Annotated in this window: 14 protein-coding genes and 1 pseudogene; 7 read left to right on the plus strand and 8 right to left on the minus strand. The window is 33.3% G+C overall.

Annotation, left to right across the window (positions count from 1 at the left end):
- Positions 1-22 precede the first annotated feature (22 nt).
- The 3 genes and pseudogenes from KA824_RS10690 to KA824_RS10700 all read left to right on the plus strand — a co-directional run.
- Positions 23-1,183 carry a pyridoxal-phosphate-dependent aminotransferase family protein gene (locus KA824_RS10690; RefSeq protein ID WP_181187729.1) on the plus strand — a complete coding sequence of 387 codons (1,161 nt, stop codon included), beginning with the start codon at positions 23-25 and terminating at the stop codon, positions 1,181-1,183.
- Complete coding sequence (serA, locus tag KA824_RS10695) at positions 1,176-2,792, plus strand: phosphoglycerate dehydrogenase (RefSeq protein ID WP_107504695.1); 1,617 nt, start codon at positions 1,176-1,178, stop codon at positions 2,790-2,792. Before KA824_RS10690 ends, serA begins: the two co-directional genes overlap by 8 nt.
- A 373-nt stretch (positions 2,793-3,165) precedes the next feature.
- A pseudogene (locus tag KA824_RS10700) lies at positions 3,166-3,336 on the plus strand (IS5/IS1182 family transposase); the annotation flags it as partial.
- Positions 3,337-3,449: 113 nt separating this feature from the next.
- Here KA824_RS10700 and KA824_RS10705 read toward each other — a convergent pair.
- The 3 genes from KA824_RS10705 to KA824_RS10715 form a co-directional block, all read right to left on the minus strand.
- Complete coding sequence (locus tag KA824_RS10705; protein WP_107384391.1) at positions 3,450-4,571, minus strand: HAD family hydrolase; 1,122 nt, start codon at positions 4,569-4,571, stop codon at positions 3,450-3,452.
- Between the two features lie 238 nt (positions 4,572-4,809).
- Positions 4,810-6,306, minus strand: coding sequence for an N-acetylglucosamine-specific PTS transporter subunit IIBC (gene nagE, locus KA824_RS10710; RefSeq protein WP_107504697.1), 1,497 nt, complete (start codon positions 6,304-6,306; stop codon positions 4,810-4,812).
- A 164-nt stretch (positions 6,307-6,470) separates the two neighbouring features.
- A complete protein-coding gene (locus KA824_RS10715) occupies positions 6,471-7,091 on the minus strand; it encodes a lysophospholipid acyltransferase family protein (RefSeq protein ID WP_107384393.1) in 621 nt (206 codons plus the stop codon).
- Between the two features lie 166 nt (positions 7,092-7,257).
- On the opposite strand from KA824_RS10715, the gene KA824_RS10720 reads away from it, so the two are divergent.
- A complete protein-coding gene (locus KA824_RS10720) occupies positions 7,258-8,544 on the plus strand; it encodes a S1C family serine protease (RefSeq protein WP_181187728.1) in 1,287 nt (428 codons plus the stop codon).
- 276 nt (positions 8,545-8,820) lie between these two features.
- Here KA824_RS10720 and tyrS read toward each other — a convergent pair whose 3' ends face one another.
- A complete protein-coding gene (tyrS, locus tag KA824_RS10725; protein ID WP_107384395.1) occupies positions 8,821-10,083 on the minus strand; it encodes a tyrosine--tRNA ligase in 1,263 nt (420 codons plus the stop codon).
- Between the two features lie 398 nt (positions 10,084-10,481).
- Here tyrS and KA824_RS10730 point away from each other — a divergent pair, with 398 nt between their 5' ends.
- Positions 10,482-11,393 carry a biosynthetic peptidoglycan transglycosylase gene (locus KA824_RS10730; protein WP_181187727.1) on the plus strand — a complete coding sequence of 304 codons (912 nt, stop codon included), beginning with the start codon at positions 10,482-10,484 and terminating at the stop codon, positions 11,391-11,393.
- A 196-nt stretch (positions 11,394-11,589) separates the two neighbouring features.
- Here the strand turns inward: KA824_RS10730 and KA824_RS10735 are convergent, their stop codons facing one another.
- Together KA824_RS10735 and acsA are read right to left on the minus strand one after the other, a co-directional pair.
- Positions 11,590-13,257 carry a formate--tetrahydrofolate ligase gene (locus KA824_RS10735; protein WP_107384397.1) on the minus strand — a complete coding sequence of 556 codons (1,668 nt, stop codon included), beginning with the start codon at positions 13,255-13,257 and terminating at the stop codon, positions 11,590-11,592.
- 303 nt (positions 13,258-13,560) lie between these two features.
- On the minus strand, positions 13,561-15,270 hold the full coding sequence (acsA, locus tag KA824_RS10740) for an acetate--CoA ligase (protein WP_181187726.1): 1,710 nt from the start codon (positions 15,268-15,270) through the stop codon (positions 13,561-13,563).
- Between the two features lie 181 nt (positions 15,271-15,451).
- Between acsA and KA824_RS10745 the strand changes: the two genes are divergently transcribed.
- Together KA824_RS10745 and KA824_RS10750 are read left to right on the plus strand one after the other, a co-directional pair.
- Complete coding sequence (locus KA824_RS10745) at positions 15,452-16,084, plus strand: N-acetyltransferase (protein ID WP_107504703.1); 633 nt, start codon at positions 15,452-15,454, stop codon at positions 16,082-16,084.
- Between the two features lie 17 nt (positions 16,085-16,101).
- The gene (locus tag KA824_RS10750) at positions 16,102-17,256 is read left to right on the plus strand and encodes an acetoin utilization protein AcuC (protein ID WP_181187725.1); all 1,155 of its coding nucleotides are present in this window, start codon (positions 16,102-16,104) and stop codon (positions 17,254-17,256) included.
- A gap of 197 nt (positions 17,257-17,453) precedes the next feature.
- Here the strand turns inward: KA824_RS10750 and ccpA are convergent, their stop codons facing one another.
- A complete protein-coding gene (ccpA, locus tag KA824_RS10755; protein WP_019467758.1) occupies positions 17,454-18,443 on the minus strand; it encodes a catabolite control protein A in 990 nt (329 codons plus the stop codon).
- 300 nt (positions 18,444-18,743) lie between these two features.
- Positions 18,744-19,835, minus strand: coding sequence for a bifunctional 3-deoxy-7-phosphoheptulonate synthase/chorismate mutase (locus KA824_RS10760; RefSeq protein ID WP_107504705.1), 1,092 nt, complete (start codon positions 19,833-19,835; stop codon positions 18,744-18,746).
- Positions 19,836-20,323: the final 488 nt, after the last annotated feature.

Consider the following 20,323-nt stretch of genomic DNA (forward strand, 5'->3'; position numbering starts at 1 on the left):
ATAAGCATTGGGGGAATTACACATGAAATATTATCATCCTTTGTTACTTACACCAGGACCTACACCTGTACCAGAACATATATTACACGCTACACAATTACCGATGGTCGGACATCGATCAAGTGATTTTGAAGCAATCGCAGAACAAGCCTTTAAATCACTTAAACCAATCTTTGGTTCTAAAAATGAGGTTATGATACTTACTTCAAGTGGTACAAGCGTACTTGAAGCGAGTATGCTGAATATAGCAAACCCAGATGATGACATTGTTATTATTGTTTCTGGTGCATTTGGCAATAGGTTTAAACAAATTGCAGAGACTTATTATGAAAATGTACATATATTCGAAGTTGAATGGGGTCAAGCAGTTAATGTCCCTGATTTTATCGACTTTTTAAAATCTTTAAACACTGATATCACAGCAGTCTTTAGCCAATATTGTGAGACTTCTACAGCTGTATTACATCCTGTACATGAACTAGGTAAAGCATTAAGCGACTTTGATTCATCGATTTATTTTGTGGTTGATGGTGTCAGTTGTATTGGAGCCGTTGATGTAGATTTAGAACGGGATTATATCGACGTCCTTGTTTCAGGTAGTCAAAAGGCAATTATGCTTCCACCTGGCCTTGGATTTGTAGCTTATAATAATCGTGCAAAAGAACGATTTAACGAAGTAATAACGCCTAGATTTTATTTAGATTTAAATAAATATTTAAAATCATTGTCTGAACATTCAACACCTTTCACACCTAATGTTTCTTTATTTAGAGGTGTAAATGCATATGCCGAACTAGTCAATGATGAAGGATTAGATCAAGTGATAGATAGACACTATGCAATAAGAGATGGACTAAGACAAGCTTTGAAAGCATTAGATTTAGAGTTATTGGTCCAAGATGCTTTTGCATCTCCTACTGTCACTGCGTTTATTCCAAAATCTAAAGATGAACTGAACTATATTAAAAATGAATTAAAAAATAGATTTGCCATTACGATTGCTGGTGGCCAGGGTCATTTAAAAGGTCAAATATTACGTATTGGCCATATGGGTCAAATATCGCCTTTTGATATTTTACAAGTTGTATCAGCGTTAGAAATACTATTGTCAGAATTTAGAAATGAATCTTATGTTAGTAAAGCTATCACACAATATATGGAGGTCGTAAAAGCATATGTATAAAATTTTAGTTTCAGATCCAATTTCACCAGATGGTTTAAAAAATTTAACAGATCATAGCGATTTTAATGTCGACATTCAAACTGATTTGAATGAAACCGAATTAGCTGAAATCATTCCTAATTATGAGGGTCTAATTGTACGAAGCCAAACCCAAGTCACTTCTAATATCATTGCTGCTGCACCAAACTTAAAAGTCATCGCACGTGCAGGCGTTGGTGTGGATAATATTGATGTAGAAGCTGCTACTAAACATGGTGTTATCGTTATTAATGCACCTGATGGGAATACAATTTCAGCTACTGAACATTCGATGGCAATGATTTTATCCATGGCACGTAACGTCCCTCAAGCCCACCAATCATTGAAAAACGGAAAATGGGATCGTAAAGCTTATAGAGGAACTGAACTTTATAACAAAACATTAGGTGTCATTGGTGCTGGGAGAATTGGAATTGGTGTAGCAAAACGTGCACAAAGCTTTGGTATGAACATACTTGCTTTTGATCCTTATCTGTCAGAAGACAAAGCTAAAGAACTTAATGTGACACGTGCTACAGTTGATGAAATTGCTGAACAAGCAGATTTTGTAACAGTGCATACCCCACTAACACCAAAAACAAGAGGTATTGTAGATAAAGCATTTTTTGAAAAAGCAAAACCGACCCTTCAAATTATCAATGTTGCGCGCGGAGGTATCATTGATGAAGATGCGCTTGTCGAAGCATTAGATACCAATCAAATTCAGGGCGCTGCAATTGATGTATTTGAAAGCGAACCTGCAACTGAATCACCACTTGTTGCGCATGATAAAATAATTGTCACACCACACTTAGGTGCATCTACTGTTGAAGCACAAGAAAAAGTTGCAGTCTCCGTTGCTAATGAAATCATAGACATATTTGAACACGGTAATGTCGTTAATGCGATTAACGCACCAAAAATGTCCTTCAATGAAATTAATGATGAATTAAAGCCTTATATTGAATTAAGTAAATTAACTGGTGAAGTAGGTATTCAATTATTGGAAAAAGCCCCTCGTGAGTTACAAATTAAATATAAAGGGGATATCGCACTGGATGATACAAGTTTACTTACTAGAACCCTTGTATCAGGTGTATTACGCCAAGATTTAGCAGAACGTGTCAATTTAATAAATGCCTTAGTGTTACTAAATGAGCAAGGTGTATCATATAATATAGAAAAAGATACTAAACATCGTGGATTTAGCAATTATATTGAATTAACTTTAATTAATAAGGACACACAAATTAAAATTGGTGCCACTGTACTAAATGGCTATGGTCCAAGAATCGTACGTATTAATGAATACCCTGTTGATTTCAAACCCGAAAAACATCAACTGGTTATCAATCATAACGATAGACCAGGTATCGTAGGTCGTACAGGTCAAATATTAGGCGAATACAATATCAATATCGCTTCTATGCATTTAGGACGCACAAACCAAGGTGGTAATGCGTTGATGATTTTATCAATTGATCATCCTGTAACACAAGATGTAATCGATGCTTTATATGAAATTGAAGGATTTAATTTAATAAGAAGTGTAGAATTAGATGTTGCAGTAAGTGAAAATTATAATATTTAACAATAATAAGCTGAAAGGACAACAAAATGGTTGCCTTTCAGTTTTTTTAATCAAAATACTTTTATTTCAAACTATTATTAACCGCCCTATTCATGTTAATACTATTTAAGAGTCTAGGGCATAAATGCACATGCTCAAAATAAGAGGACCAATCCTTAATATGGATTGGTCCTCTTTATATTAAAAATATTACGATTTTGGCTGTGCATGCTTGCCTGGGGATATGGCTCGAGCCTGTAGTCTCTCACTCATATCAATTCCCAGGGCGTCAACACATTACAAAATCGGTACAATTTATATTTTGTTATTCAAAAAAATAAGGCCTTTCGTATAATTTAATAAATCCCACTAAACTAAATTAACGAAGTGCCTTATGTATAAAGATTACAACATGACTCAACACTCTACCAATGGAAACTTCAGTTCTTATTCCCTCAAATGATATGTCACGACATGTGAATGAAATCGTTGAAACAATCTCTGAAATTGTAATCGATACATTCAAACATCATCGTGGTGCTACTCATATCATCCAAAATGTTTATATATGCGCTTTAGTACAAGTAAAACCAGTAACTCATTAATCGTAATCATCTTTATCAAGATGTGCTTATATACATTAATATTTCTTATATTCCTCAATCGTCAACGTTTGTATTATAATAAAATATCTCGAATTTCACCTACATGATTAACGATATATTCTGCATCATAACTTTCTAATTCCTCACGTGCATTTTGGCCTTTCAAACCTGTTAAAGGACCGATAAAAGTTGCGCCTATCTTTTTCGCACTTAATAAATCAGCTAATGAATCACCAACAATAAATACTTCATCTGGATTTACACGATTTTCTTGATTTGTTGCATATTTTTTATAATGTTCCAAAATATTACCATCAAGCGTTGCTAAATAGCTAAACGGGTTTGGTTTCCCTAGCGGCTTTAATTCAGGAAAATGCTCTTCTGCATTCAATACGTCACTAGCTGTTACAATATGTAAATCATCAAACAAAGATTTAATGCCTAATGTCTCAAATGGAACAATTGTCTCAGTTCGTGGTCGACCTGTTGCAATAGCTATTTGGTAACCAGCCTCTTTCAAATCTTCTAACAATTGCTTGATTTCACTAACAGGTCTAAGCACTACCTCTTGATATATATAGCCCTTTTTAAAGTCAGTGCGTTGTTGTTTCTGTTCTACTTCATTATATAATTGGTAACCTAAATACCATTCCTGATAAATTTCTTGTGCTAGCGTCCAGAATGGACTTTTCAACTCAAATAATTCAGCATCTTCTGTATTTAACTGTACTTTTGCATGTTCAATTAATGCTTGGTATATATTTTCTTTACCAGAACTTAAACCATCTAAAAATGAAAGTGGTAATTCAAAATTAAGCTCAATATTTGAAATATGATCACCGAGAAATTGTAGCGTTTGTTCACTAAAGCTTTCAGTATTCAATGCAATAGATAATTCCTCTTGAGAAAGTGATTTGCATAAATCAATGTAATGTAATGCAATAACGATAAATAACATATCCCAGTTTGAATTCAAACCTAAAGATTTTAACTTTGTTAAAATTTCATCATGGTAGAAGACAATATCTCTTATTTCAGAAATTTGCTCATCATCCAGTTCATGAAAATCTATAGACGGGTCAATACCAATATAATCTTTACTCATTAACATTTCATAAACAGTTAATGCAGATACATCAAAGCACCTTTCTTCACTTAAAAACACACCATCAACATCAAATAATACCGACTTCATCTTAGTTCCTCTCCTTTAATCAGAAAATTCTGATACTAGTATATCGTACTATTTACATGTGAAAAGAGCAATGTATTTCCAAAAGATATATATAGAAAAATATTATTAATTTCATAGAATTAATTTGAAAATAAAATCACGCTTGAAAATGAAACGATAACATGTACTTATTGATTATTTCCAAACGTGATTTTATGAATTGCTGTATCTTTATAATAAATCTTTCAAAGGATGCTATCTAATTATGATCTTCTAATTGTGCTTCCATTTCGTCTGCTACTTGTTGTACTTGCGTACCAATGATAACTTGGGTGTTGTGCTTACCACTTGTTGTAACACCTACTGCACCAGCACCTTTAATCTTAGTTTCATCAATAATGCTATTATCATTGAGTTCCATACGTAAACGTGTAGCACAGTTTGTTAAAGAAGTAATGTTTTCTTTGCCACCAAGACCTTCTAAAATTTGACTAGCCGTTTTTGAATACTTATTTGTCTGTAACTCCCCTTCAGACTCAGCTGAATCTGCAGTGTCACCTGTTGTAGCTTCTTCAGATGTCGGATCAGGTAGTAAGTTATCACCACGACCAGGCGTATTAAGTTTCAACCATTTTATTGCTAATCTAAATACAACATAATAAATCACAAAGAACACTACACCTTGAACCATTAACATCAGTGGATGATTTGCTACTGGATTAATCAGAGATAGTAAAAAGTCAATTAATCCTGCACTAAATGAGAACCCTGCTGTCCAGTGGAATAGCGCTGCAATAAACAGAGATAAACCAGTTAATAGTGCATGAATGACAAATAGTATTGGTGCTACAAACATAAATGAAAATTCGATTGGCTCAGTCACGCCAACGAAAAATGCTGAAATAGCTCCACCAAACATTAAACCATAAACTCTTTTTTTCTGTTTTGTCTCAGCAGTATGATACATCGCTAATGCTGCTGCTGGAATTCCAAACATCATTACTGGGAAGAAACCAGCCATATAGCGTCCTGTAATACCTTTAACGGCACCATCACCTGTTTGGAATTTAGCGATATCATTAATACCTACTAAATCAAGCCAGAACACTGTATTCAATGCATGGTGCAACCCGGTAGGTATTAACAAACGGTTGAAAAAGCCATATAAAAATGCTCCACCAGGTCCTAAATCCAATATCCATGTTCCAAATGTAACAATTGCTGAGTACACAACCGGCCAAACAAATAACATAATAACTGCTATAAATATACTAAAGAATGCAGTTAAAATAGGTACCAAACGTTTACCACTAAAGAACGATAATGCTGTTGGCAACTCTGTTTTACTAAATCTGTTATACGTATATGCAGCAACTAAACCAATAATCAAACCGATTAAGACGTTTTGATTATTCATTTGTTCGAACGCTTCATTTACTCCTGTTTCTTTTACACCCAATAATGGTGCTAATTTTTCAGGACTAAGCACGACGGTTGTTAAGAAGAAACCAACAGCTGCAGCAAGCGCCACTGCTCCGTCATTTTTTTTCGCCATACCTAAAGCGACCCCAATCGCAAATAATATTCCTAGTTGTTCTAGAATCGTTGAGCCTGCTGTAGAAAAGAACGCAGCTATAGTTGGCAATATACCGAGTGCTGTTAATGCATTACCAATACCAACGATAATTGCTGCTGCTGGTAACACTGCAACTGGCAACATGAGCGATCTTCCCAAACGTTGAAAGAAACTATACATAATCATTCCCCATTTCCCAATAAATTACCTAAAAAATCACCACATGTACAAAATGTCCACGTGGTGAATGAAAGCGTTTTACTTGTTGTCATTGTACAATTCCATAATAACACAAGTTCTATAAATTTCGTATATAAAATAAGATTCAAAATGAGTAAAATTAACTATTTATGTGCTGCATACGTATTTAATTCATTTTGTAATTGAATTGTTCTTTTTTCCAATTCTTTTGTTAAATATTCTAATTTTTCATTTCGTTTCATATCTTTAGGCAAGTTTTTTGTTTCGATGGGTTCACCAAATTTAATAATTGCTTTACCCGTGATTAAACCTTTGATTTTTTTGGGTCCAATATATGCCGCTGGTAAAATTGGTGCTTGAGCCATCATAGCGATTGTAACTGCGCCACGTTTCATCGGTGAGCCTTCATCATATTTCATACGATGTCCAGTTGGAAAAATACCGACTGTTTTATTTTCTTTTAATAATTTAATTGGCTTTTTCAACGTGCTTGGACCAGGATTTTCTCTGTCAACTGGAAAAGCATTAAGTGAACTTAAAAATCCACCGAACCATTTGCTATTAAACAACTCTTTTTTGGCCATATAATGAATTTGGTTTGGATAAATAGCCATACCTAGCATAATGACTTCATTGTAACTTTCGTGGGTACAAGTGACGACGTATCTATGTAATTGAGGGATGTTTTCTTTTCCTTGTACTTCTAATGATTTACATATTTTACGTAAAATAAAATTTAATATACCGCTAACAATTCTATACATTTTTCCACCTACTTTTTTTACCTTATATTACCCTATTGATTCTATCATTTAGTGCATTAATGAACAAGATAATTTATATTTCAGTCTAAAGTTGTATAGTGATATACTAGAAAAAGTTGGACAAACCTTTCATAATAGGTTTTATAGAATAAATCGGAGGTATAATATGTCAGAATTTAACAACGATCAAAATATAAATAATAAACAACCTGACGCGCAAACATCAAATAACACTCAGACGACATTTAGTAAACAAACAAAACCAAAATTCCCTTGGTTTAAAACTGTTCTTGTTGCACTAATAGCTGGTATCATAGGTGCACTCATTGTCTTAGGTATTGGCAAATTGATGGAGAATACTGTTTTAAATGATAATGGTTCAACCGTCAAAGAAGCGAACAATAATAGTAATGCTGGTAATTCATTAGATGGCAAAAATGATAAATATGATTCTGTCAATCAAATGATTACAGATGTATCACCTGCAATTGTCGGTGTCATCAATATGCAAAAAGCCCAAAATTTAGATGATTTGCTTAAAGGGAAATCTGCTAAATCTGAAGAAGCTGGCGTGGGTTCTGGTGTGATTTATCAAAAGAATAATGGATCAGCATATATTGTTACGAATAATCACGTAATTGATGGCGCAAGCGAAATTAAAGTACAATTACATAATTCTAAACAAGTAGATGCCAAATTAATAGGTAAAGATGCACTTACTGATATTGCTGTATTAAAAATTGATGATACCAAAGGTACAAAAGCGATAGACTTTGCAAACTCCTCTAAAGTGAAAACAGGTGACAGTGTATTTGCAATGGGTAACCCACTTGGTTTAGAATTCGCAAATTCTGTTACATCAGGTATTATTTCAGCAAGTGAACGTACAATTGATACGCAAACATCAGCAGGTGCGAACAAAGTAAATGTACTACAAACAGATGCAGCCATTAACCCTGGTAATTCTGGTGGTGCGTTAGTAGATTTAAATGGGAATTTAGTAGGTATAAATTCTATGAAAATAGCGAATGAACAAGTTGAAGGTATTGGTTTCGCTATACCTAGTAACGAAGTGAAAGTTACAATTAAGGAACTCGTTAAAAACGGAAAAATCGACCGCCCTTCTATTGGTATTGGTTTACTAAATTTAAGTGAAATACCAGATGAGTATAAAAAACAATTAAATACGGATAGAAAACAAGGTGTATATGTAGCAAAAGTATATGCTGACAGTGGATTAAAGGAAGGCGACATTATTACAAAAATTGATGATGAAAAAGTCAAAGAAGATACAGAACTACGCTCTTATTTATATGAGCATAAAAAACCGGGAGATAGTGTTAATTTAACAATTGAAAGAAAAGGTAAAACACAAAGTATAGATGTAAAATTAACAGAACAAAAGTCTAATACCAAAGACTCATCTAAAGAGGAAGTCGTCCCTTTTAATTAATAAAATGTGGTAATATGTTAAGAAAACAAGACACAAAACTTAATCTTAAAATAAAGGAGTCTGGGACANNTGTCCCAGACTCCTTTATTTTGTCAGTAGATGATAAAGTCCCACTACTCAATTTATTGAGTAGTGGGACTTATGCATGAGCTTTAGCTCTACTTTTTTCAATTGTAGTCTTCGCTACTAGTGGTGGGACGACGAAATCATTTTAATAAAATTAGAATTCAGTTCCACTCACCTTTTATATTTCAAATCTTACGATTAAGTATAATCTTATTTATAATTTATCATAAAGTATTTTTTCTTACCTCTACGTACAATTGTAAATGCATTATCGATTTTATCATCGTCTGACAATTCATAATTTACATCTTGTTGTCTTTCACCATTTATATAAATCGCACCATTATTTATATCTTCACGTGCTTGTCTCTTAGATGAAGATATGCCAGTTTCAACGATGGCTTCAACAAGGTTCGAAGTCGTGTGGTTTAAGTCAACTTGCGGTACATCTTTAAATCCTTCTTTTAATTCTTTAGCTGAAAGTGATTTCAAATCACCTGAAAATAAAGCTTGTGAAATTCTAATTGCATCATCTAATGCATCTTGGCCATGAATAAATCTAGTAACATTTTCAGCTAATGCTTTTTGTGCTTCTCGTAAATGTGGTGCTTCTTGCAATGATTTTTCTAAATCATTTATTTCTGCTTTACTTAAAAATGTGAAGTATTTTAAAAATTTAATAACATCTTCATCCGTTGAATTAATCCAAAATTGGTAGAATTCATAAGGGCTTGTTTTGTCAGCATCTAACCATACTGCTCCACCTTCTGTTTTACCAAATTTTTTACCATCAGATTTAACTACTAACGGAATCGTCAGACCAAATGCTTCATTTTCCCCATACATACGACGCATGAGTTCAATACCACTAGTGATATTGCCCCATTGGTCTGAACCGCCTACTTGAATTTTACAATTGTATGATTGATTAAGGTGTCCAAAATCAATTGCTTGTAAAATTGTGTAAGTAAATTCAGTAAACGAAATGCCATGTTCTAAACGCGTTTGAATAGAATCCTTGCCCAACATGTAATTTACACCGACATGTTTACCATAATCTCGTAAAAATTCAATTAATGATATTTGTCCAAGCCAATCTTTATTATTAACTAGTTTTGCACCTTTATTTGTGTCAAACTCAAAAATTTTATGCATTTGTTTACTAATACCTTGTACATTGATTTCAACTTGTTCTTCAGTTTGTAACTTTCTTTCTTCTGATTTACCAGATGGGTCGCCTATCATTCCAGTACCGCCACCAATTAACACAAGCGGTCGATGACCGTGCTCTTGAAAGCGACGTAAAGTTAGGAATGGTAATAAATGACCAATGTGTAAACTATCTGCAGTTGGATCGGCACCACAGTATAACGTAACTTGTTCTTTATTTAATAAATTTTCAATACCTGTTTCATCCGTTTGTTGATAAATTAAGCCTCTCCATTTTAATTCTTCAATTAATGCATTTGTCATGATATCAACCTCCTAATTAAATATTGATAAAGTTTTGAATAGGCTTTATTTGCATCACTTCCATCATTCAAGAAAAATAATATTAGAAAATGCAAAAAAGCGCCCTTACATATTTATGTAAGGGCGCAAGTGCACGGTACCACCATACTTTAAGTCAAACAACTTTATTAATGATACGTTCATTAACTAAAACGTTTGGATAATTGCATTATAAAGGTGTATTCATATAAAGATCAACGTTAGTTCACAGCAACCACTAACTCTCTGAAGATGATACAATATATTACTTCTCCTCTATCCAAAAACGATATCGAATTGATATTTATTATATTTAATTCTATTTTAAAAGTCAACAGTCTATCTTATGTTATAATACTGTTTAGCTAAGGAGGACCACAATGGAAAAACAAACGTTTGATACAGACATTCGTAAAAATAAACAACTTACCAGACTGGAACAGTTTGAATTTATTTATAAAAAAATCAAACACTTTTTCGTAGGTTTGTTTTTCATATTTGGCTGTACTTTGCTTATTTTACTAGCAATAACTGTGCTTTATTTTCAAAATTTAACAAAAGAAGCAACGCATATGTCAGATAATGAATTAAAACATAAATTATTAAATGTGTCTGGTAATGAAGATATTGATTATAAAAGTGACAATATTTTATCAGAATATAACAATTCTATTAATACACTTATTGTTGGTCCAAAACATGTTGATAGCAATGTGATCAAAGCATTAACAGCTTCAGAGGACAGTTTGTTCTTTCGTCATAATGGTATATTACCTAAAGCAGTTTTAAGAGCAATTGGACAGGATATATTTAATTCAAGTGATGCTACTGGAGGTAGTACAATTACGCAACAACTTGTTAAAAACCAAGTTTTAACCAATAAAAAAACATATAACCGAAAAGCAAATGAACTAGTACTCTCAATGCGCGCAGAAAAAATACTGACTAAAGACGAAATTTTATATACATACTTAAATATTGTTCCCTTTGGTCGTGATTATAATGGCACAAATATTTCTGGCATTGGTTCAGCTGCTTATAGTATTTTTGGCAAACCTGCTGAGGATTTGAATATTGCTGAATCTGCTTATTTAGTTGGGTTATTACAAAGCCCATACTATTACACACCCTATAATGAAGATGGCTCTCTTAAATCTAGAGATCAAATTCAAGTCAGTTTAAATAGACAACATTATGTGTTAAAACGTATGTTAGTAGAAGATGAAATTACCCTTTATGATTATAGACGTGCAGAAAATTATGATATTAAAGCTCATTTAATGACTAAATAAAATTAATCATATACATGTTTTTAAATTTTATTAAGTTAGCAAGTCTATGCATAGAAAAACACTTTCGTATTATTCATTTTAAATGAACTCAACGAAAGTGTTTTTATTTTAGTCTCACTAATTAAGATTAGTTCTTATATGATTCGATAGAAATTGACGTTTGTATTATATCAAAGGCTCTTTTTTGTACAATTATTTAGAATAAACCTACTGCATGTCCATCATCTGTAACATCCATTTTTAATGCGGCGGGTTGTTTTGGTAATCCAGGCATTGTCATTATTGCACCAGTCAGTGCTACAATAAATCCAGCACCTGTTTTAGCTTCTAATTCCCGGATTGTAATTTCAAAACCTTCAGGTGCACCTAACAATGTAGCATCATCTGAAAATGAATATTGCGTTTTGGCCATACATACAGGGTAATGGTCCCAACCATTTTCCTTAAATTGTTTTAATTGTTTTTGAGCTTTACTACTAAATGTTACTTTGCTACCGCCGTAAATTTCTTTTACGATTGTTTCAATTTTATCTTCTAATGGTTGCTCTAGTTCATATAAATGTTTGAAATCTTGTGGTTGTTCGATTACTTCTAACACTTCGTTAGCTAAATCGATACCGCCTTTACCACCTTTTTCCCAAACTTCTGTTAAAGCTAGTCGAACACCATTTTCTTTTGCCCATTCTTGAACAAATTTAGTTTCTGCTTCTGTATCATGTATAAATGCATTTAATGCAATCACTGGTTCTAATCCATATTTTTTCACATTATTTACATGGCGTTCTAAGTTTACAATTCCTGCTTTTAATGCTTCAACGTTTTCTTCTTTAAGGTTGTCTTTTGCAACGCCACCATGCATTTTAATCGCCCGAATTGTAGCCACTACTACAACTGCTGATGGTTCAAATCCTGCTTCACGCGCTTTGATATCAATAAATTTCTCAGCACCTAAATCTGAGCCAAATCCTGCTTCTGTTACGACAATATCAGCTAATTCTCTAGCAGTTTGTGTAGCAAGAATCGAGTTACAACCATGTGCAATATTTGCAAATGGACCACCATGTACTAATGCAGGCGTTCCTTCTATCGTTTGTACTAAATTCGGTTTGATTGCGTCTTTAAGTATCATCGCTAAAGCACCTTCAACTTTTAAATCCGCAACAGTGACTGGTTTACGATCTCTTGTATAACCTACTGTAATTTTGCTGATTTTAGATTTCAAATCTTGAATGTCGTTAGCTAAACATAAAATCGCCATAATTTCTGAAGCCACTGTAATATTGAAGCCATCTTCGCGAGGTACACCTTGTGTTGGTCCGCCTAATCCTACAATCACATTTCTTAGGGCCCGATCATTCATGTCTAAAACGCGTTTCCACTCAATTCTTCTTTGATCTATACCTAAGTCATTTCCTTGATGAATGTGATTATCAATAAATGCTGATAAAGCATTGTTCGCTGTAGTAATCGCATGGAAGTCACCATTAAAATGCAAGTTAATATCTTCCATTGGTAATACTTGAGCATAACCACCACCTGTCGCCCCGCCTTTAATACCAAATGTTGGTCCTAAAGCAGGTTCACGTAAAGCAACCATGACATTTTGCTTCAATTGGTTAAATGCATCTGACAATCCCACTGTAACTGTTGATTTCCCTTCACCAGCTGGTGTTGGGCTCATAGCTGTTACCAACACTACTTTCCCTTTGTTCTCTTTTTGTTTAACTTGGTTGATATCTATCTTAGCCTTATAGTGTCCATATGGTTCTAAAGCATCTGCAGGAATACCCACTTTTTCAGCAATATCTCCAATTGGTTGTAATGTTGATTGATTAGCAATATCTAAGTCTGATAAATGTGCCAAATTAATTCGCCCCTTCTTATATAAATTTTAATCACTTTTAAAAATCAAATTTCAATCAGTGAGTCAAAATTCCTTACACATTCATAATAACTAAATAATGTTGTGTTGTCGATTAATAGAGATAGCGCTTTCAAAATAATAAGCGTCTTTTGTAAAGATATGATATACATTTCCACTTACATTGTCTTATTACACTAAAAACTCCTTTATTTCAAAATTTTAAGCTGCGTTAAAACTTATCAATAAAGGAGTGTTTTTAGCTATTTTTGCTTACTGAATAATCGTAAAACACTTTGTATTTAATTAATCTTCCATTGTACTTAAGTCACCTTCTGGCAAATCAAGTTCCCATGCTTTTAATACGCGACGCATAATTTTACCTGAACGTGTTTTAGGTAATTTTTCTTTGAATTCTATTTCACGTGGTGCAGCATGTGCAGCTAATCCTTCTTTAACAAATTTACGAATTTCTTCTTTCAACTCTTCACTTTCTTTGAATTCAGGACGTAGGGCAACAAATGCTTTGATAATTTCACCACGTACAGGATCAGGTTTACCAATGACTCCTGCTTCTGCAACTGCCTCATGTTCCACTAATTTTGATTCTACTTCAAATGGACCTACGCGTTCTCCTGCTGTCATGATTACATCATCAACACGACCTTGGAACCAGAAATATCCGTCTTCATCTTTATAAGCGGAATCTCCAGAAACATACCAGTCGCCGATAAAATACGATTCATATTTTTCAGGATTATTCCAAATAGAAATCATCATGGATGGCCAACCTTTTTTAATTGCTAAATTACCCATGCGATTAGGGGGTAATTCATTACCTTGGTCATCTACGATTGATGCCTCAATGCCTGGTAAAGGTTTACCCATTGAGCCTAATTTCACGTCCATCGAAGGATAATTTACAATCATATGACCACCTGTTTCAGTCATCCACCAAGTGTCTAATACACGTAATCCAAATACATCTTTTGCCCATTTAATGACTTCAGGGTTTAACGGTTCACCGACAGATAAAATGCTCTTCAATGATGACAAGTCATATTTTTCGACGATATCGTCACCAGCACTCATTAACATTCTTAATGCTGTTGGTGCTGTATACCAGATAGTCACTTTAAATTCTTCTATCATGCCATACCATGCTTCAGGAGAAAATCTACCTCCCGCAATACAATTCGTAATGCCATTTAACCAAGGACTAAATATACCGTACGATGTACCAGTGACCCATCCTGGATCTGCTGTACACCAATACACATCATCATTTTTAAAATCAAGTACATATTTACCTGAAATATAATGTACCAACATTGATTTTTGCGCATGTAGTACACCTTTAGGTTGACCAGTTGATCCTGATGTATAATGTAAAATCAAACCATCATCTAAATCTAACCATTCCGTATCAAATTGATCACTTGCTTGTTCAAACTCACTATTGAAATCTACATATGCGCGATCTACATCATTATCAACTACAATGATTGTTTCTAAATTTGGTAATTTATCTACAGGTATTCTTGGTAATAAGCTATTAGTAGTAACAATTACTTTCGCCTCACTATTTTCTAGTCTATCTCCAACAGCTTTTTCCATAAATGCTTCAAATAATGGGCCGACAATTGCGCCTATTTTCAAAATACCAAATAATGCAAAATAAAGTTCAGGTGTTCGTGGCATGAAAATAAATACACGATCACCTTTTTCAACATTTGCCTTATCCTTTAAAACATTTGCAGCTTTATTCGATTTTGATTTCATTTCACTGAAAGTATAACTTTCTTGTCGCTGATCATCTTTATAATGAAGTGCAACTTTTTCTCCTTTACCTTCATCCACATGACGATCGATACATTCATGCGCCATATTCACTTTACCAGTGTCATACCATGAAAATGCTTTTTCGACCTCTTTCCAATCAAAGTTGTTGTATTGTTTCTCATAGTTTTGAAGGTTAAAATTTCCTTCTTCCCCTTTATATACTTCTACTTTCATTCTAAATCCCCCTCTTAATGAAATCGAATGCTTAATGCATATTATAACTAACAAATTCGCAATTTTCAAAATAATCGGTGTAAACGGATACATTATCGTGTTAATTTTTTCTAAAATCCCTTATACTAAAAGTATTAAAGAATGAATATGATATTCATCTACAGTCGTTTGGAGTGAAAAAATGGAACATATAAAAACGTATCAATTTCAAACATTTCATTTGGACGAAGGTACATTTATTATAGAAGGTCCTGTTTCTAGAGAAAATCTTGAACTTATGACTTTTGATGATGGACTTTCTGCTTTTCGACAACCCGACGATCAATTTATAGCTATAAAAGAAATTAGTGAATTAGCAGAAGGTAGAATTTTTGTGATACGAGAACATAAACATATTATTGGTTATGTCACCTATCATTATCCTGATCCATTAGAACGTTGGTCGGATGGTAACCTTGAGTACTTAATAGAACTGGGTGCCATAGAAATCAGTTTACCTTATCGACATTTACATTTAGGCAGTAAACTCATTCGTTTAAGTTTGACTGCTGATGAATATGAAGATTATATCGTATTAACCACTGAGTATTATTGGCATTGGGATTTAAAAAATGCAAGTCTGGATGTTTACGCGTATAAAAAACTAATGCAAAAATTAATGGGTTATGGGGGCCTAGAGATTTTTGCTACAGATGATCCTGAAATCACTAGCCATCCAGCTAATTGTTTAATGGCAAGAATAGGTGCACGCATTTCCATTGATCAGTTACAAGCATTCGATGATTTAAGATACAAGAATCGCTTTTTCTTTTAAAGGGGAGTTAAATCAATATGAGCAATACCCAAAATACTGGTTTTGTTTATTCAAACGAAATCTTACAATATCGTTTTAGTAATCAACATCCTTTCAATCAAATGAGATTGAAACTGACAACTGAACTATTAAGTGATTTAGGTTATTTAAAACCTGAACACATTGTTAGACCACGGATTGCAACAGATGACGAATTAAATTTAATTCATAGCTATGATTATATACAATCTATTAGACGTGCATCACATGGCATTTTAAATGACAATGAAGCCAAGAAATATGGCTTAGATGGAAGCGATACACTGCAATTTAGAATGATGCATAAACACAGTGCACGCATTGTGGGTGGTGCCCTTAATTTAGCTGATAAAATTATGGACGGTACATTCACCAATGGTTGCCATTTAGGTGGTGGATTGCATCATAGTTTGCCAGGTCGTGCCAATGGTTTCTGCATATACAATGATGTGGCAATTGCCATTGCTTATCTCATCAAGCATTATGGTTTACGAGTAATGTGTATAGATACAGATGCACATCATGGGGATGGAACACAATGGAGTTTTTATACTAACAACGATGCATTAATTTATTCTATACATGAAACAGGTAAATTTTTATTCCCTGGGTCGGGAAACTATACAGAACGCGGCAATGAACAAGGCTTCGGTTATACCGTCAATATACCACTTGAACCGTACACAGAAGATGATTCTTATCTCGAGGTCTTAAATGAAACATTAGAACCTGTTGTTGCCTCTTTCAAACCTGATATCATTGTGAGTGTGCATGGTGTAGATATTCATTATTTAGATCCACTCACACATATGAGTTGTACACTAAATACACTATATGAAATCCCCTATAAAATTAAAGCATTAGCAGATAAATATACTGATGGAAAAGTGATTATGTTTGGTGGCGGTGGTTACAATATTTGGAAAGTTGTACCTCGTGCATGGACGCATGTTTTTTTAGCATTAATTGGTGAACAACAACAACAAGGTGAATTGCCTGAAAAATGGGTTGCTAAGTGGACACCTTATGCTACTTGTGAATTACCAAAGACTTGGAAAGACCAAAAATTAGATTATCAATTGATACCCAGACGTAAAGAAATTACAGAGATCAATATGAAACATGCAACTCAAGTATTAAGCTGGTTTAAATAACCCTTATTTTTATAGTTTTACTACATAAAAAACACAAAGCGTGATAAAGCCCCACTACTCAGCTCATTGAGATTAGTGGGGCTTATACATGAATTTCAGCTCAGGTAAAACTTAAAACCAGTGTATTCTTGCTAAACTAGTACAGCAAAATCATTTTAAACATGGATTTTGGTCATAACATCTGTGTTTTATTAAATTTATTTTGTTGTACCTCTGTATTCAATTCTATGCGGTAAAATCACATTAGGTTCATCAATTTCTTCTTCGTTCATATATTTGGTTAATAATCTCATTCCCACTGCACCAATATCATACAATGGCTGAATTACACTTGATAATTGTGGTCTAACCATTTCTACTAATCGTGTGTTATTAAAACTAACAATTTGTAAATCATCCGGAACAGTTACACCCTCATCTTGTGCTGCATGAACTAAACCAATTGCTTGTTCATCACTAATTGATAAAATAGCATCTGGTTTAGTAGATTTTAATGCACCAAATGCACGTAAACCATCTTTATATGTTTCATTACCATTGAAGATTAATTGTTCATCTAATGTTAATTGATTTTCTGATAAGACTTCTTTTAATCCTTCTAACACATCATCTTGTGCCTTTTTGGAATAATCTCCACCTACAAAAGCAAAACGCTTTGCCCCTTTTTCGATCAGGTGTGCAGTTATTTCTTTTGCAGCAGTTTGGAAATCAATATTAACAGATGAAATTCCTTCATCTTTACCATTCGTACCTGACACAACCACTGGTACAGATGATTTATTAATCAACTCTTTAATTTCTTCTGATATGGTACCACCTAAAAAGATAATGCCATCTACTTGTTTGCTTAATAAATTATTAAAAATTTCTTTCTCTTTGCTTGGATCATTATCAGAATTAGAGATGATTGAATGATACTTATACATCGTAGCAATGTCTTCTAAACCACGTGCGAGTTGTGAATAATACACATTTGAAATATCTGGGATAATTACTCCAACAGTCGTCGTACGTTTACTAGCTAATCCTCTTGCTACTGCGTTAGGACGATAACTCAATTTTTTTATTACTTCGTTCACTTTGTCTCGGGTTTCTGGTTTTACATTTTGGTTACCATTTACGACACGCGAAACAGTAGCCATAGATACTCTAGCTTCTCTAGCTACATCATAAATTGTTACAGTCATAAACTTCCTCCTTGAAAGCGATTTCTTTATCATTATACTCTGTTTTCATAACATTTTCAAAGTTTACCATATTTTTCGTAAATGTAAAATCATTTTGATTTGAATGTCATAATTATGTCAATTTCATAATAATTTATCAAATCTTATTTGAGTATATCTTTTATTTCATTAACAATAAATTTTAAAAGCACTATTTATTTTTCGTATAAATAGTTATTATAAAGCAATATAAAAACCTCTATATGCACCTAAATAGTTAGTGTGCAAAATAGAGGTTATAAAATCATAATATCATATACATTATTTTAATTGTTTGCTGTTATACATATCAGCTAATGGTTTTAATTCATTGTAGAATTTTTCAAATTCATTTAAATCCATTTGTTGACCACTATCACTTAATGCAACAGAAGGATCTGGGTGAACTTCTGCCATAATACCATCAGCACCAACAGCTAAACCTGCTTTTGCAGTAGGTAACATGATATCTTTACGTCCAGTACTATGTGTAACATCTACTAAAACTGGTAAATGTGTACCCTGTTTTAAAATTGGCACTGCGGAAATGTCTAATGTATTTCTAGTAGCTTTTTCATATGTACGTATACCACGTTCACATAAAATTATATTTTCATTACCTTGCGACGCAATATACTCAGCTGCAAAAATAAATTCTTCAATTGTAGCGGCCAATCCACGTTTTAATAATACTGGCTTATTAGAACGCCCTGCCTCTTTTAATAATTCGAAATTCTGCATATTACGTGCACCGATTTGAAAGACATCTAAATATTGATCAGCAATTTCAAAATCTGCTGGATTTACAATTTCACTTACAACATTCAAACCATATTTATCTTTTGTATTTTTAAGTATTTTAAGTCCTTCTTCACCTAATCCTTGGAAATCATAAGGTGATGTACGAGGTTTAAATGCACCACCTCTAATGAATTTCTCACCTTTAGCTTGTAAATTTGCAGCAACTGCATCTACTTGTTCTTGTGACTCAACTGAGCATGGACCAAAAACAAATGATTTATTACCATCACCAATAATGCCTCCATTATCAAATTGAACAATCGTATCTTCTGGTTTCAATTTTCTAGACACATATAAGTGTTTTTCATTCTCTGATTTTTGCAAGTCAGTAGAGGCTTTAAAAATTTCTTTAAATAGTTGTTTAATCACATTATCATTAAACGGACCTTCATTTTTATCTAAAAGTTGGTTAATCATTTCTTTTTCACGTTGAGGGTCATAAACCATTGTACCCTGTTTGCGTTTTTCTTCACCTATTTTTTGTGCGATTTTCCCTCTTTTAGATAAAAGGTCTAATATTTGTTCATTAATTCCAACAATTTCATCTCTGTATTCTTGTAATTTGTCTGTCATTTTATTCACCTCTATGAAAATTTTACAGCGATATTTTATTCTGCTTTAAAGCGATAAAATATTTGTTAAACGTAATTCTAACAATAACTACATATAAGTTCAAGTCTCAAACGTAAAAAATCACTTTTTAAAGTGAATACGTTTAATGATAACTGAATTTTCTGTTATTTGCTAGTCGTATTTTTACACTATTACTTAAAATATAATTTTATTTCAACGACTCGTTACATCGTATGCAAGTAGATTTAGTTTAGTGCTATTTATTAAATTATGCAAAATAGCTTATTTTTTGAATAACAAAATATAAATTGTACGATTTTGTAATGTGCTGACGCCCTGGGATTCATATGAATGAGAGACTACAGGCTCTAATCATATCCCCAGGCAAGCATGCACGATCAAAATCGTAAGATTTTAAATATAAAGAGGACCAATCCATATTATGGATTGGCCCTCTTATTTTGAGATGGGGATTTATGCCCGAAACT

Source organism: Staphylococcus sp. GDY8P198P, assembly GCF_017891615.1.
GTDB lineage: Bacteria > Bacillota > Bacilli > Staphylococcales > Staphylococcaceae > Staphylococcus > Staphylococcus cohnii.

Bases quoted from the DNA above. Each gene is read 5' to 3' on its own strand.
- KA824_RS10690 (WP_181187729.1), top strand. From the start codon at position 23: ATGAAATATTATCATCCTTTGTTACTTACACCAGGACCTACACCTGTA.
- serA (WP_107504695.1), top strand. From the start codon at position 1,176: ATGTATAAAATTTTAGTTTCAGATCCAATTTCACCAGATGGTTTAAAA.
- KA824_RS10705 (WP_107384391.1), bottom strand. From the start codon at position 4,571: ATGAAGTCGGTATTATTTGATGTTGATGGTGTGTTTTTAAGTGAAGAA.
- nagE (WP_107504697.1), bottom strand. From the start codon at position 6,306: ATGTATAGTTTCTTTCAACGTTTGGGAAGATCGCTCATGTTGCCAGTT.
- KA824_RS10715 (WP_107384393.1), bottom strand. From the start codon at position 7,091: ATGTATAGAATTGTTAGCGGTATATTAAATTTTATTTTACGTAAAATA.
- KA824_RS10720 (WP_181187728.1), top strand. From the start codon at position 7,258: ATGTCAGAATTTAACAACGATCAAAATATAAATAATAAACAACCTGAC.
- tyrS (WP_107384395.1), bottom strand. From the start codon at position 10,083: ATGACAAATGCATTAATTGAAGAATTAAAATGGAGAGGCTTAATTTAT.
- KA824_RS10730 (WP_181187727.1), top strand. From the start codon at position 10,482: ATGGAAAAACAAACGTTTGATACAGACATTCGTAAAAATAAACAACTT.
- acsA (WP_181187726.1), bottom strand. From the start codon at position 15,270: ATGAAAGTAGAAGTATATAAAGGGGAAGAAGGAAATTTTAACCTTCAA.
- KA824_RS10745 (WP_107504703.1), top strand. From the start codon at position 15,452: ATGGAACATATAAAAACGTATCAATTTCAAACATTTCATTTGGACGAA.
- KA824_RS10750 (WP_181187725.1), top strand. From the start codon at position 16,102: ATGAGCAATACCCAAAATACTGGTTTTGTTTATTCAAACGAAATCTTA.
- ccpA (WP_019467758.1), bottom strand. From the start codon at position 18,443: ATGACTGTAACAATTTATGATGTAGCTAGAGAAGCTAGAGTATCTATG.
- KA824_RS10760 (WP_107504705.1), bottom strand. From the start codon at position 19,835: ATGACAGACAAATTACAAGAATACAGAGATGAAATTGTTGGAATTAAT.